We start from the raw sequence: 15,095 nt of genomic DNA, 5'->3' as shown, positions 1-15,095 counted from the left end.
CGTATATAAAGATAAAAACTATGACTCAACAAAATTATAACGCCGAAGCCATTGAAGTACTTAATGGATTAGAGCCGGTAAAACGCCGCCCTGGCATGTATACAGATACCACAAGGCCAAACCATTTAGGCCAAGAGGTTATTGATAACAGTGTTGATGAAGCAATGGCTGGGCACGCAACACGCATTGATGTCATTTTACATGAAGATAATTCGCTTGAGGTGAGTGACGATGGCCGAGGTATGCCAATTGACATTCACCCAGAAGAAGGTATTCCAGGAGTTGAGTTAATATTTACTAAGCTGCATGCTGGCGGTAAGTTTTCAAACAAAAACTATCAATTTTCTGGTGGCTTGCATGGCGTAGGTATCTCGGTTGTTAATGCGCTATCTACCCGCGTGGAAGTAACGGTTCGCCGTGATGCACAGCAATTTAGAATGGCTTTTGAGCATGGCGATAAAGTTGAAGATTTAAATGTGATTGGCTCAGTGGGTAAACGCAACACCGGTACTACGGTTCGTTTTTGGCCAGATACCAGCTATTTTGACTCCGCTAATTTTTCTTTGACTAAGCTTAACCACTTATTAAAAGCCAAAGCGGTTTTATGCCCAGGTTTGCGTATTAAGTTTGTAAATAAACAAACGAAAGAAACCCAAGAATGGTTTTATGAAACAGGCTTAAAAGATTACTTAATTGAAGCCGTTAAAGGTTACGAAATACTACCTAAAGACCCATTTGTGGGTGAGTTTTCAAGCTCTATTGAAGGCGCTGATTGGGCGGTAGTATGGATGCCAGAAGGTGGTGAGTCGATAGCCGAAAGTTATGTAAACTTAATTCCTACCGCGCAAGGGGGCACCCATGTAAATGGCCTGCGCCAAGGACTTTTAGAGGCGATGCGTGAATTTTGTGAGTTTAGAAATTTATTACCACGTGGCGTAAAGCTTACCCCAGACGATATTTGGGAGCGTTGTAGCTATGTGTTGTCGGTTAAAATGCAAGACCCACAATTTGCAGGCCAAACCAAAGAAAAACTCTCATCACGTTCATGTGCTGCGTTTGTATCGGGTGTAGTAAAAGATGCCTTTAGTTTGTGGCTAAATGAGCACACTGACACCGCAGAGCTACTTTCTGAATTATGTATTTCTAATGCGCAACGACGCTTACGTGCGGCTAAAAAAGTAGTACGTAAGCGAGTAACATCAGGCCCAGCACTACCGGGTAAGCTTACCGATTGTAGCGCTGCGGATAATGACCGCACGGAATTATTTTTAGTAGAGGGTGACTCAGCAGGCGGCTCGGCAAAGCAAGCACGAGATCGTGAGTTCCAAGCAATTATGCCGCTAAGAGGTAAAATTTTAAATACTTGGGAAGTTGAATCAGGGCAAATTTTGGCCTCTCAAGAGGTGCACGATATTTCAGTTGCGCTAGGTATAGACCCTGACTCAACCGATATGTCGGGACTACGTTACAATAAAATATGTATATTAGCGGATGCTGACTCCGATGGACTGCATATTGCCACCTTACTGTGTGCCTTATTTGTACGCCATTTCCCACAATTAGTTAAAACTGGCCATGTGTATGTTGCTATGCCACCGTTATTTAGAATTGATATTGGTAAAGATGTTTACTACGCGCTGGATGAAGATGAAAAAACCGGTATTTTAGCGCGCATAGAAGCAGAAAAAAAACGTGGCAAAGTAAACGTACAACGCTTTAAAGGTTTGGGTGAAATGAACCCGCTACAATTGCGTGAAACTACCATGGACCCTAATACTCGTCGTTTAGTGCAACTCACTCTTGATGAGGAGCAGCAAACAATGGAAATGATGGATATGCTACTAGCCAAAAAGCGTTCATCAGATCGCCGTCAATGGTTAGAAGATCACGGTAACAAGGCACAAGTTTAATAAGCCTTTGGGCTTAAAGCAGGAGAGGCAAATGAATAAATTATTTAGCACACTGTTGTTACTCGGCTTAATATCATCGCCAGTGATGGCGAAAAATATACTCGACAAGCTGACCGCTGCACCGGGTTTTGAAATCAGCTTATTTGCTGATGATGTTGAAAATGCACGGCAAATTGCAGTATCAAGCAGAGGTATAGTGTATGCAGGGTCGCGTAAGGCGGGTAATGTATATGCACTGATTGACCATAACAGCGATGGCGTGGCAGATAAAAAAATAGTGATTGCAGAGGGATTAAATATGCCCTCGGGATTAGCAATTAAAGGCGGTGACTTATATGTCGGTGAAGTGCACCGTATTATTCGTTTTAAAAATATCGATAAACACCTCAAAAATCCTGAGTATGAAGTGTTTTATAGCGATTTACCCTCAGAGCGTCACCATGGTTGGAAGTTTTTGCGCTTTGCACCAAATGGCGAGCTGATAATTCCCGTGGGCGTACCGTGTAATATTTGTGAGGAAGATGCTCGCTTTGGCCGTATTTTTTCGTTAAATACCGATACCAAAGAAATAACGACTTTAGCCAAAGGTGTACGTAATACGGTGGGTTTTGACTTTCATCCTAGTACGCAAATGCTATGGTTTAGCGATAACGGCCGCGACATGATGGGGGATGATATTCCACCCGATGAGCTAAACCGTATTACTAAGGAAGAAGAGCACTTTGGTTTTCCATACGTGCATGGTGGCGTTATTGTTGATCCTGAGTTTGGTGAAGGCAAAAATATTGCTGATTACACTCAACCTGCATTGGCATTGGGGGCGCATGTTGCGCCATTAGGTATTCATTTTTATACCGGCAAACAGTTCCCAGATAGCTACAAACAACAGTTATTTGTTGCTGAGCATGGTTCATGGAATCGCTCTAAAAAGGTCGGTTATAAAGTGGCTGTGGCAACCATAGAAAATGCCAAAGTAACTAAATATACGCCATTGATCACCGGCTTTATGCAAGACGAAACAACATTTGGACGCCCTGTTGCATTTGCACAATTAAATGATGGCAGTCTATTGGTAAGCGATGATTACGCAAACGTAATTTACCGCGTAAGCTATAAGAAAAACTAGGTAAGCTTTAATGAGTGATACAGATACCTTGCTAATGCAAGGAATTGAACAGCAAACAATGGGGCGTTTTACCGAAGACGCTTATTTAAATTATTCAATGTACGTGATCATGGATCGTGCCTTACCGCACGTTGGTGACGGCCTAAAACCAGTTCAGCGTCGTATTATTTATGCGATGAGTGAATTGGGGTTATCGGCGAATGCAAAGTATAAAAAATCAGCCCGTACCGTGGGTGACGTATTAGGTAAATACCATCCTCACGGTGATAGTGCCTGTTATGAAGCTATGGTACTTATGGCGCAGCCGTTTTCTTATCGCTACCCCTTGGTTGATGGTCAAGGTAACTGGGGTGCTGCAGATGATCCGAAGTCGTTTGCGGCAATGCGTTATACCGAAGCGCGTTTATCTAAATTCTCTGAAGTATTACTTAAAGAGTTAGGCCAAGGGACTGTTGATTGGACGCCAAACTTCGACGGCACCATGGATGAACCATTAGTATTGCCATCGCGCTTACCGCATATATTACTTAATGGTGTCACCGGTATTGCGGTAGGTATGGCAACCGATATACCGCCGCATAATGTGCGTGAAGTAGCCAGTGCCTGTTGTTTATTACTTGATAAACCAAAAACAGAACTCGAAGAGTTATTGGATTTAGTGCATGCGCCTGATTATCCAACTGATGCTGAAATAATTACTCCAAAAGCTGATATTCACAAAATTTATAAAACCGGTCGTGGCTCAATTAAAATGCGCGCTGTGTATTGTGAAGAGCAGGGCGATATAGTTATTACTGCGTTACCGCATCAATGTTCGGGTGCAAAAGTACTTGAGCAAATTGCAGCGCAAATGAATGCTAAAAAGTTGCCGATGGTGGCCGATTTACGTGATGAGTCTGATCACGAAAACCCGACCCGTATTGTGATTGTGCCGCGTTCAAACCGAATTAAAGCTGAGCCATTAATGGCGCACTTATTTGCCACCACCGATCTTGAAAAAAATTACCGCGTAAACTTAAACATGCTCGGCTTAGATGGCCGTCCACAAGTTAAAGATTTACGTAGTATTTTAACCGAGTGGTTAACCTTTAGACGCGAAACGGTACGTCGTCGCTTGCAATATCGACTTGATAAAGTGCTGGCACGATTACATATTTTAGAAGGTTTACTGGCTGCCTTTTTAAATATTGATGAAGTTATAGAAATCATCCGCTCTGAAGATAAGCCCAAACCTTTATTAATGGAGCGCTTTGATTTAACCGATATTCAAGCAGAAGCCATTTTAGAATTAAAACTTCGTCATTTAGCAAAACTTGAAGAGTTTAAAATTCGTGGTGAGCAAGATGAATTGGCGAAAGAGCGTGACAAATTAGAGCAAACACTGGGCTCAGACCGTCGCATGTCGACCTTATTGAAAAAAGAAATTCAAGAAGCCGCAGAAATGTATGGTGATGATCGCCGCTCGCCAGTGATTGAGCGTGTAGAAGCTAAAGCACTAAGCGAAAAAGATTTAATACCATCAGAGTCAGTCACCGTGGTGTTATCAGACAAAGGCTGGGCACGGGTTGGTAAAGGTCATGACCTTGATGTAGAAGGATTAAGTTATCGCGCTGGTGACGGCTATAGGGCATCTGCTCGAGGTAAAAGTAATCAACCAGCGGTATTTTTAGATTCAGCAGGCCGTGCATTTGCCACTGATGCTCATAGTCTCCCTTCAGCGCGAAGCCAAGGCGAGCCAATGACAGGGCGCTTTAACTTAACCTCGGGCGCAAGCTTTGAGCACGTAGTTATGGGTGAAGACGCTCAAGTGTTGTTAATGGCCTCCGACGCTGGTTATGGCTTTATTACAGACTTTAAAGATTTAGTGAGTAAAAACAAAAACGGTAAAGCGTTGGTGAGTGTACCAAAAGGTGGGGTATTACTTTCGCCAATTCGCGTTAACGAAGTGGCTACTGACTACTGTATGGCGATTTCCAATGAAGGACGGATGTTGTTATTCCCACTGCGTGACTTACCTAAGCTTGGTAAAGGTAAAGGCAATAAAATTATTTCTATTCCGGGTGCGAAAGTGCAAGCCCGCGAAGAGTTTGTAAAAGTATTAGCCGTTGTACCGCAAGGCAGTAGTGTAACGCTGCATGCAGGTAAGCGTAAATTAACCCTTAAGCCGAGTGACCTTGAACATTATCATGGTGAGCGAGGCCGAAGAGGCAATAAGTTACCTCGTGGCTTGCAGCGCGTTGATGAAGCCGTTGTAGAGTTAACACCTCAGCAAGTAGATGAGCCAAGCTCAGACGCAGAGCAAAGTTAATACACTCGAAAAATTAGACTAAACTAGACAACGGCTTACTCAGGTAAGCCGTTTTTTTTATGACTGTTTTATTTCAGCGCACGCTTGTGCGCTATTTTCTCGTCTGCGCAATAAAATAACGTTATAATAAAGCAATACATAATTGTGGTTATATTGGAGAGGCGCACTTGCTAGCTGTTATACGTATTTTAATAATGCTGTTGTTTATATTATTAAGTTGTTTTTTTGGTTTGTTATTATCAATATTTAGACCATTTCACCCTAATAATGTGCATGTTATTGCAAGTTGGTTTGGCTCAATGGCTAAAATGCTTGGGGTTAAATTAGAACTAAAATATCACCCCGATGCGCTTAAGGTGGGGCCCGCTGTGTATGTAGCGAATCATCAAAATAGCTATGATTTATTTACTGTTCCAGCTATGGTGCCAAAAAACTGTGTGAGTGTTGGCAAAAAAAGTCTGAAGTGGATCCCATTTTTTGGTCAGCTGTATTGGTTGTCGGGTAATATTTTAATCGACAGAGCGAATCGTTCAAAAGCGGCAGGCACTATTTCTAAAGCAGCGGCTAAAATAAGACAAAAAGGCTTATCGGTGTGGATGTTCCCTGAGGGGACGCGCAGTTATGGTCGAGGTTTACTTCCCTTTAAAACTGGTGCGTTTCATACGGCAATGAGTGCAGAGGTGCCTATTGTGCCAGTATGTATGAACACAACCGATAAAACCATTAAACTAAATCGTTGGGATAATGGTACAATTTACATCGAAATGTTAGCCCCCATAGCACTTGATAAAAGTATCAGTGCCCGTGAACATGCTAAAAGTGTGCACAGCATTATGGCTGCTAAAATAACAGAATTAGATGCTCAAGTGAGAGAGAAATAATGGAAAACTGGCGTGAAATAAGTGAAGACATCGTAACTTCATTACTTGAAGATGGTTCCGATCCGGAAATTCTTTATGAAGTAGAACACCACTTTGTATGTGAAGACTTTACTAAGTTAGAACAAGCTGCACTTGCTGCGTTTAAACTAGGTTACGATGTAGAAGAGCCAGCAGAACTTGAGCTTGAAGACGGCGAAAAAATTTGGAGCTTTGACATTGTTGTTGAAGCCGAATTAGATGTTGACGTTATAATGGAAGACGTTGATAAGCTTGCGCAGCTTGCGGTTGAATGTGATGTAGAATACGACGGTTGGGGCACTTACTTTCAAGAGTAAGGGTGTCTAATGCAAAAGGCGAACAATAATGTTCGCCTTTTTTGTGTCTTGTTGGAGCTATGCTGTAATTACAGCCACTTTTTATTTTTAAAGTAAATACCAATGCCACCAGTCAAAACAACCAAAAAAACGACAAATGCAGTGAATGCATAGGGGCTGTCTGTCCCTGGTATACCGCCGACGTTGACACCTAATAATCCAGTTAAAAATCCCAGCGGTAAAAATAAAGCCGCCACTACCGACATCACATACATACGCTGATTTAATTGCTCAGACACTTGGTTAGTAATGGTTTGTTGAATAACTTGCGCGCGCTCTATTGAGCTATCGAGCTCTTCTAAATAGCGAATAAGTAAGTTGGTGGTTTCATTTAGCTTGGCTTTATTTTCGTCAAAAAGCCATGGGTAATGATTATTAACCATGTTGCTTAACGCTTCTTTTTGTGGTTTTAAGTACCGCTTTAGCGCGATTGTTTGACGGCGAAGTTGCGACAAGCCCTGGTTATCAAACTTTTTACTGGGTTCATCAATTTCTTCTTCAAACTCATCTAAGCTTTCATCTAGTTCATCTATTACCGTTTGCATACGTGAAGTGAGTTTCTGCGCTAATGTACACACCAGTTCAGAAATACTGCTTGGCCCCTCGTTATTATTTAATGAGGTTAGAATATCTTGCACTGATAATAATCGGCGCTTGCGGGTAGTGATCACCACATCTTTATTAATAAATAAGCGAATAGACACCATGTCTTCAGGGCTTTGTGCTGGATTTAAATTAATTCCACGTAAAAACAGCATATGGCCATTCGTTGTAGGAGTAATACGAGGGCGTGTTTCATCTGCGGTCAGTGATTCAAGTTCGTAGTCGTTTAACAGCCCGCAATTTTTTAACCAGTCAACGGCTTCTTTTTGACTGTAATCCATATGCACCCACAGCTTTCCATCAGTGGGTTGCCATTGGCGTAATTGTTTACTGTTTTCTATCGGGCGAGCACCGCCTTGTTCATCAAGAATAAGCGCATGCAGTAAGCCGTTAATCATAATAATTTCTCATAAATGGTATATTTTTAATACAGTTGACTGTAATGTATTTAATTAAGTAAATAAAATTTAGCTTTACTTTGCGTATGTTAAATTGAGTTAAACAACAAAAAATTGTTTTTTAGCCTATGGTTAAGTGCATCCGTTGAGGGTGCATTGTTAAACGAGTTAACTTAAAAGGTCAATCAAATCGGCTTATCGAGTAGATGAATTTATTTTGTTGGTATTTTGTTGGCTGTAGCGTATAAAACACTTTTTTTACTAAGGGCACATTTATGACGACAAAAATAACAGTTGGTTGGCGTGAGTGGTTAAGTTTACCCGAGCTAGGCATCGAGCAAATTAAAGCAAAAATAGATACTGGTGCGCGTACTTCCTGTATTCATGCAATTAATATTGAAGAGTACGAAGTAGATGGCGAAAAATGGGTTAAATTTACAGCCCAACCATTGCAAGAAGACGAGCAAACGCAAATTACCTGCAATGCCAAAGTTAAAAAGATGAAGTACGTCACCAGCTCTAGTGGCCAGAGAGAATTACGTTATTTTATTGAGACCACATTACATGCAGGCGAATATAGCTGGCCAATAGAAATAACATTAACAAGTCGTGCGTCAATGAAGTTTAGAATGTTGTTAGGGCGCACAGCAATGGAAAATCGTATAGTCGTTGATCCGGCTTTATCACATTTATTATAAGAATTCGTTGAGCAGCGTTAAGTGTTAACGTCATGCTTAACATCATTTAGTTAAGGCTTTAATGATGAAAATTGGTATTTTATCTCGTAACAAAAAATTATATTCAACGCGTCGTCTAATCGAAGCTGCTGAGGCGCGCGGACATGAAGTGAAAGTAATTGATGCGTTACGCTCTTACATGAACATAAACTCAGAACAACCTGAAATTCATTATCGTGGTGAAAACCTAAAAGATTTCGATGCTATCGTGCCACGTATTGGTGCATCGGTTACATTTTATGGTTGTGCTGTATTACGCCAATTTGAAATGATGGGGGTGTTCCCTGTTAATGAATCTGTGGCTATTTCTCGCTCTCGCGATAAATTACGTTCTTTGCAGTTACTATCACGTAAAGGTGTGGGTATGCCGGTTACAGGCTTTGCCAGCAAGCCAGATGACGTAAAAGATTTATTAGAAATGGTAGGCGGCGCACCGGTTGTTATTAAGCTACTTGAAGGCACGCAAGGTATTGGTGTGGTATTGGCCGAAACACGTAAAGCAGCTGAAAGTGTTATTGAGGCATTCATGGGTTTAAAAGCCAATATCATGGTGCAAGAGTACATTAAAGAAGCAGGCGGTGCAGACATTCGTTGTTTTGTATTGGGTGATAAAGTAATTGCTGCGATGAAACGCCAAGCGCAAGAAGGCGAGTTCCGCTCTAATCTTCACCGTGGTGGTAGTGCTACACTGGTGCGTATTACTCCAGAAGAGCGTAAAACAGCGGTTGCAGCGGCAAAAGCAATGGGCTTAAACGTTGCTGGCGTTGACCTACTTCGCTCATCTCGTGGTCCTTTGGTTATGGAAGTAAACTCATCACCAGGCCTTGAGGGAATTGAAGTGGCAACAGGTAAAGATATCGCGGGTATGGTGATTGATTTCATCGAAAAAACAGCCTCAGTGAAAGGAACGGCAACACGTGGCAAAGGTTAAAATTAACCGTCCTTTTACCTTATTAGGTGAAAGTATTGGCGTTGGTGAGCGAAAAACACTGGCGCTGGAAGCTGCAAAGCTTTATACCCATTCTCCGCTTAATATCCCTATTGAAGTGGTCAATGGTGTAATGGAAGGCCCTGTCCTGATGGTTTGCGCCGCAATACATGGTGATGAGCTAAATGGAGTTGAAGTGGTGCGCCAATTACTGGCTAAAATCGACCCTAACCAGCTACGTGGAACCCTTATCGCAGTGCCGATTGTGAATGTGTTTGGTTTTATTCATAAGTCGCGTTACTTGCCTGATCGCCGCGATATGAACCGAAGTTTTCCTGGGTCTGAACGCGGCTCGTTAGCGGGTCGTATGGCGTATATGTTTTTTAACCAAGTTGCTGTGCACTGTACGCATATTATAGATTTGCATACGGGTGCGATTCACCGTACTAACTTACCGCAAATACGCGCTAATTTAGCCGATGAAGCAACAGCGCAAATGGCTAAAGCCTTTGGCACACCAGCAGTAATTAATGCATCGTTGCGCAATGGTTCACTGCGAAGCGAAGCGGCCAATTTGGGTATACCCGTTATTACCTACGAAGCCGGTGAGGCGTTGCGCTTTGACCCGATTGCAATTGCAGCGGGAGTACAAGGGGTTGATTATGTTATGCGTCATTTAAAAATGATGCGTGGTAAGCGTCCTAAAAAGCTACCTGAGCCAGTTATTGCAGGTTCAACAAGTTGGGTGCGAGCTGAGGTTGATGGCATAGTAAGAGCGCAAGTATCGTTAGGTGAAAGAGTAATGAAAGGCCAAGTGCTTGCTTATATAAGTAGCCCGCTTGGCGACTCTGAGCTTGAACTGCTTGCCCCACGTAGCGGTATTATTATTGGTCAGCAAACCATGCCACTAGTAAATGAAGGCGATGCCGTATTTCATATTGCTTACTTTGCCCATTCAAATAGTTTGGTAGAGCAACAGCTTGAAAGTTTTATTGGTGAAATAAGCGATTTAGATGATGAACTGAAAACAGCTGAGCTAAATAATTAACTTCACCCGTAAGAATTAAAAAAGCCGCTTAAGTTTATTAGCTGAAGCGGCTTTTTTATATTGTTATTTAATTACGTGGCTTTGGGCCAATAATTCGTTTAATTTTAGGCGCTTTTGTTGGTTTTGGCTCTGTATTGAGTACTAACACGGGGCGGGTAACAAATAAGTTATTAGGGTAAATTACCCTATGTCCATCAACGTGTTCGAGTAATACGTTCATCAGTCCCATTTCAATAATGCGTCCTTCAATGGCATTGGCACCATCGACAATTCTAACCCAATAGCCAACTCGACAGTCATTTTGTATAAACATGAGTAAAAAAGCAGTTAAGTTACTTAATAATGACCAAGCGGCAAACAGCGCAACGCCTAACATGGCAAATAAGGAAGAGCCTAATACTAATAAACCACGCAGCTCTATTCCCCAAAAAACCAACACTAAGCACAACATAACAAAGGCGAGTATTATTTTTAATAGTAACTCTGCACGGTATTTTCGGTGTAAATCGATTTTACCTCGAATGGCTTTTTCGAGTAATTTTTTAGTTAGCTTTAACAGCAACGGAAAGCTTAAAAGGGCAATAATGGTTACGATTAATTTATATTGTGTGCCCACAAGCTCTAAAACAGTGATTAATTCCAAAACGTATTCTCACAATAATGATAGGCGCACAGTTTAACGTTTTAGCTTTGTGCGCAGTAGTGATTTAAAAAGAATTTTTGACGCTCAGTAGCCACTGTACCGAGTCAACATCGTTGTATTTATTTAGTGGCGCAGCAATATCAAGGTGGATCATGGTACCTGCATTGGCGCGACTTGGCGCAAGGCGTAAACCTAAACCCACATTTTTAAGCACAGGGGTATTTTCAACTTGATACAGGGTATTCGTGTCGTTGTTATACCATGCGCGGCCTACATCTAAAAAGGCTGCACCACCCACTTTAAATAGCTGTAGTAAATCATATTCCCAATAGTAGCGCTTTTCTAAGCTGACTAAAAAACTACGATCCCCATGTTGAAACTCCATAGGGTAACCGCGTAAACCGGTTTCTCCCCCTAGGGTAAGCTGTTTATCATTGGTGAGATTTTTTGCGTATTGCAGCCTAGCTTTTACATACCAAGACTGATCAATACTGGTATTTAAATAATATTGAATTTGGCTGGTGGTGATTAAGTTTTCAAGCTGTTTTTGTTCTTTATTCCAATAACCTTGAATATCAGCGTGAAAGCGCCACAGCGTATTATCGCCACTAAAATGTGCCTTGTTAAAGTTAAACGAGTAAATAGCGCGGCTATCGTCATTACTAATCGATTCATCAGAGTAACCCAACGTAGCTTTGATATTCCAACCTAAGTTTAAATCCTCGGTACGATAAATACTGTCAAAGTTACGCACTTTTATAAAGTTATCTTCAAACCAATGGCCGCTTACATAAGGGTAACTAAGTTGCCTATTTTCAGCTAGCGGCACTGTGGTTTCATCTATGCTTTTAAATGTTTGTTGCTCATCAATATAACCAAGGCTTAAACGCTGTGTCCAATTATGACTAAGGGCTTTAGAGTGACCAAAAAACACCTGATTTAGATCGGAGGTTTGTTCAAACTCACTAAATTTTTCGCCCCTAAGGTAGAGGGCTTCTTCTCGCTGGGTCGAGTAACTCAGTGCACCATAACTATAAGGTGTATCAATAGCGTAAAACGGGTAAGTTAGCTCAATTAAGTGACTCTTGCCGTCACTATTATCAGCATACTCTAAACGCCCTCTGTAGCGACTTGATAGGATATTTGGATCATCATAAACAAATAAATAGCCATTACGATCACTGTCGGTTTTGCGGGCAAACGATAGTCGTTTACCCCACCCAAATAAGTTCGACTCGCGAAAGCCAATACTTGATTTATTTTCGCCGCCACTGCGGCTAAAGCTAAGCTCTGGTAATAAAGTCCATAAATCGCGAGTCACCACGGTTACATCAACATCGCCATCGCAGTTTTCGTTGGCAATGATTTGTGCGTCATATAAATAGTTTTGTTTACGCAGTAGCCGCTCAGATTCCGCTAGCGTTTTTTGATTAAAAGTATCACCCACTTTAAACAATAAAATGCTTTTAATAACCTCAGGCTCAGTTTGTATATGTGCACGGTTAGCAAAGCGAAATAGTGCGTTGTTTTCAGCTTCAAGTTCGGTATTAAAAACATTAAGTTGTTTAAGATTAATAGAGGCAATTTTAGCGTTACTATTTGTTGTAAGCGGTGGGGTTTGAGACTCGATTTGGCGACGCAAATTAATTTCATGAGTTTGTGATGAGTCGTCATTTGGGCAGCTTTGGGCTAGTGGCGTTTCTTGCGCGCAAACGCTGAGCATAAACATACTCGAAATAGAAAGGCTAAAACAACTACGTGCAATCCATTTTCTATTTAGCATTGACCCTCTTTAGCGCTATTTTGCAAAATAAAACACTTACTCTTAGCTTACATCATTGTTATTAATATGTAAGTAAAAGTGCCAATTTAGTTTATTTTTTATAGCGATTATAAGGTATTAGCGGTAAATAGGTGTTGGCCTTAGCTTAAATAAAATGTTAACGCTGCCAATAGGTTGTCAGCATCTTGACCTTCGCCGTTAATCCATACACTTTGACTGTAATGTTCAAAATTTAAATTAAACGTGTGGTTAGCATAGTTAAAACGCAGTTGATGACGATCAGCCCCAGCCGCAAATTCACTAATGCTAATTTCATCGCTGTGCAAAAAAAACGTTCCCCACAATTCAAAGTCTTCATCGTGCGGCAGCTCTGTTGGTTTAACAATAATACATTGATGTGTGTGATCGTATTCAAGTTCGGTCATAAGGGGCTTATTGCGTTGCTAGATAATGTCGAATTGCGGTTAAAAACTCACCGCCATATTTGTTTAATTTAGTAAAACCAACTCCCGACACTTTTAAAAACTCACTGTCGTTAGTAGGCATAAGCTGCGCCATTTCGGCCAGTGTTTTATCGTTAAATACCACATAAGGAGGCACGTCATCAGCATCGGCTAATTCTTTACGTAGTGCACGTAGGCGAGCGAATAGTTTTTTATCGTAATTAAACTGCGCTAATTTATCCTGATAAACGTGCTTAGCTTGTAGGCGTGGTTCAGCCAATTGCAGCGCATATTCACCTTTTAAAATAGCGCGTGCAGCTTCAGTTAGCCGTAAAGATGCGCCCTGGGTTATATCTTGGCTTAATAGCCCCTGGTGAATAAGTTGGCGTAAAATACTAAGCCAAAACTCACTGCTTTTATCTTTACCTATGCCATAGGTGCTGAGTTCATGGTGGTTGTTATCACGAATGCGACTGGTATTAGCGCCGCGCAATAACTCTACGATGTAACCTAAACCAAATCGTTGCTGTGCACGATAGACACACGAAAGTGCTTGTTGGGCAACCAGTGTGCCATCAAAGCTTTTTGGTGGATTTAAGCAAATATCACAGTTACCGCACGGCTCTCGTTGGTATTCACTAAAGTAGTTTAATAATATTTGACGTCTGCAGGTCTGCGCTTCGGCAAAACTGGCCATGGCATTAAAACGTTGTTCTTCTACTCGCCGGCGTTGCTCATCGTCAATATCTTCAAAAAAGCGTCTAACCCGGCCTATATCTGCGGGGTCAAAATACATAATGGCTTCTGCAGCCAGTCCATCACGCCCAGCGCGACCTGTTTCTTGATAATACGCTTCAATACTTTTTGGAATGTCGTAATGCAGTACAAAACGCACGTTAGGCTTGTTAATTCCCATTCCAAAGGCAACAGTGGCAACCACAATTTGAATATCGTCACGGGCAAACCCGGTTTGCACAAATTGGCGCTGTTCGTTACTCATTCCTGCATGATAAGCCGCGGCATTGAGACCTGCATCAGCAAGTTTTTCAGCAATGTCATCAACCCGCTTGCGGCTGGTGCAATAAATAATACCGCTTTGATTTTTTTGCTCTTTTAAATAACGCAGTAATTGCACCATAGGTTTAAATTTTTCTTCTATGGTGTAACGAATATTGGGGCGGTCAAAGCTGCCGGTGTGAATATAAGGCTGCTGTAGCTTTAGTTGCTCAACAATATCAAAGCGAGTGGCTTTATCAGCGGTGGCAGTGAGTGCCATCATAGGTACATGAGTAAAACGTTGTTTTAATTCATTTAGCCTAAAATAGTGAGGTCTAAAGTCATGTCCCCAATGAGAAACACAATGCGCTTCATCAATAGCAAACAAGCTGACATTTAAATGCGATAACCGCTCTAAGAATTCTCTTTGCAGCACTTTCTCAGGAGCAACATAGAGTAATTTTATAAGCCCCTGATGCAACTGCTGATAGACTAACTGCTGTTCTTCACGGGCTAAGCTGTTATTTATGTAAGCGGCTTTGACGCCTAGAGCTTGTAACTGAGTTACTTGATCTTGCATTAAAGAAATGAGCGGAGAGATAACAATCGTTACCCCCTCTAATACTAATGCGGGTATTTGGTAACACACCGATTTGCCACCACCGGTAGGCAATAATACTAACGAGTCTTGGCCATTAATTGCAGCATCAATTACTGCACTTTGACCGTCGCGAAATTCACTGTAACCAAACACTTGTTTGAGTACAGTTTCGGGTTTACGCACCAGCGTATTGGGAGAGGGAGTTAGTGTGTTCATCGGCGCTATTTTAGTGGTTTTTTGTCAGGATGTCTTTAGCTTTCATTACTTGGTGTAAACATAGGTAATGATAATCGAGGAGGTTACAACAGCTTAAAGT

13 protein-coding genes are annotated in these 15,095 nt (G+C 41.6%); 8 read left to right on the top strand and 5 right to left on the bottom strand.

Translation table 11 applies throughout. The features are described from left to right. Positions 1–20 precede the first annotated feature (20 nt). From parE to rraB, 5 genes are all read left to right on the top strand, one after another. Entirely contained in the window at positions 21–1,910 is a 1,890-nt protein-coding gene (gene parE, locus BW139_RS01655; protein WP_024600809.1) for a DNA topoisomerase IV subunit B, read from the top strand. Positions 1,911–1,941: 31 nt separating this feature from the next. Further along, on the top strand, positions 1,942–3,036 hold the full coding sequence (locus BW139_RS01650; protein ID WP_055012532.1) for a sorbosone dehydrogenase family protein: 1,095 nt from the start codon (positions 1,942–1,944) through the stop codon (positions 3,034–3,036). 10 nt (positions 3,037–3,046) lie between these two features. Then, positions 3,047–5,344, top strand: a complete 2,298-nt coding sequence (gene parC / locus BW139_RS01645; protein ID WP_076918437.1) for a DNA topoisomerase IV subunit A — start codon at positions 3,047–3,049, stop codon at positions 5,342–5,344. 167 nt (positions 5,345–5,511) lie between these two features. Continuing rightward, positions 5,512–6,225: a 1-acylglycerol-3-phosphate O-acyltransferase gene (locus BW139_RS01640; protein WP_024600806.1), complete on the top strand. Its 714-nt coding sequence runs from the start codon at positions 5,512–5,514 to the stop codon at positions 6,223–6,225. Then, entirely contained in the window at positions 6,225–6,560 is a 336-nt protein-coding gene (gene rraB / locus BW139_RS01635) for a ribonuclease E inhibitor RraB (RefSeq protein WP_008110603.1), read from the top strand. The genes BW139_RS01640 and rraB overlap by 1 nt, the downstream gene beginning before the upstream one ends. 68 nt (positions 6,561–6,628) lie before the next feature. Here the strand turns inward: rraB and BW139_RS01630 are convergent, their stop codons facing one another. Beyond that, positions 6,629–7,600: a zinc transporter ZntB gene (locus BW139_RS01630; RefSeq protein ID WP_076918436.1), complete on the bottom strand. Its 972-nt coding sequence runs from the start codon at positions 7,598–7,600 to the stop codon at positions 6,629–6,631. 275 nt (positions 7,601–7,875) lie between these two features. Here BW139_RS01630 and BW139_RS01625 point away from each other — a divergent pair, with 275 nt between their 5' ends. The 3 genes from BW139_RS01625 to BW139_RS01615 all read left to right on the top strand — a co-directional run bounded on the left by BW139_RS01625 (position 7,876) and on the right by BW139_RS01615 (position 10,313). Beyond that, on the top strand, positions 7,876–8,298 hold the full coding sequence (locus BW139_RS01625; protein ID WP_008467748.1) for an ATP-dependent zinc protease: 423 nt from the start codon (positions 7,876–7,878) through the stop codon (positions 8,296–8,298). Between the two features lie 64 nt (positions 8,299–8,362). Next, the gene (gene rimK / locus BW139_RS01620; protein ID WP_008467750.1) at positions 8,363–9,268 is read left to right on the top strand and encodes a 30S ribosomal protein S6--L-glutamate ligase; all 906 of its coding nucleotides are present in this window, start codon (positions 8,363–8,365) and stop codon (positions 9,266–9,268) included. Beyond that, positions 9,255–10,313: a succinylglutamate desuccinylase/aspartoacylase family protein gene (locus BW139_RS01615; RefSeq protein ID WP_076918435.1), complete on the top strand. Its 1,059-nt coding sequence runs from the start codon at positions 9,255–9,257 to the stop codon at positions 10,311–10,313. The genes rimK and BW139_RS01615 overlap by 14 nt, the downstream gene beginning before the upstream one ends. Before the next feature lie 67 nt (positions 10,314–10,380). Here the strand turns inward: BW139_RS01615 and BW139_RS01610 are convergent, their stop codons facing one another. The 4 genes from BW139_RS01610 to recQ all read right to left on the bottom strand — a co-directional run bounded on the left by BW139_RS01610 (position 10,381) and on the right by recQ (position 14,995). Further along, positions 10,381–10,956: a mechanosensitive ion channel domain-containing protein gene (locus BW139_RS01610; protein ID WP_076918434.1), complete on the bottom strand. Its 576-nt coding sequence runs from the start codon at positions 10,954–10,956 to the stop codon at positions 10,381–10,383. A 64-nt stretch (positions 10,957–11,020) separates the two neighbouring features. Beyond that, the gene (locus tag BW139_RS01605) at positions 11,021–12,739 is read right to left on the bottom strand and encodes a ShlB/FhaC/HecB family hemolysin secretion/activation protein (RefSeq protein WP_076918433.1); all 1,719 of its coding nucleotides are present in this window, start codon (positions 12,737–12,739) and stop codon (positions 11,021–11,023) included. Positions 12,740–12,879: 140 nt separating this feature from the next. Next, the gene (locus BW139_RS01600) at positions 12,880–13,164 is read right to left on the bottom strand and encodes a DUF3630 family protein (RefSeq protein WP_010391549.1); all 285 of its coding nucleotides are present in this window, start codon (positions 13,162–13,164) and stop codon (positions 12,880–12,882) included. Between the two features lie 7 nt (positions 13,165–13,171). Continuing rightward, positions 13,172–14,995, bottom strand: a complete 1,824-nt coding sequence (recQ, locus tag BW139_RS01595; protein ID WP_008467757.1) for a DNA helicase RecQ — start codon at positions 14,993–14,995, stop codon at positions 13,172–13,174. Positions 14,996–15,095: the final 100 nt, after the last annotated feature.

This window comes from Pseudoalteromonas sp. SK18 (genome assembly GCF_001974855.1).
Lineage (GTDB): Bacteria > Pseudomonadota > Gammaproteobacteria > Enterobacterales > Alteromonadaceae > Pseudoalteromonas.
The sequence above is the reverse complement of the archived record's forward strand: the minus strand, read 5'-3'. Positions and strand labels throughout refer to the sequence as shown.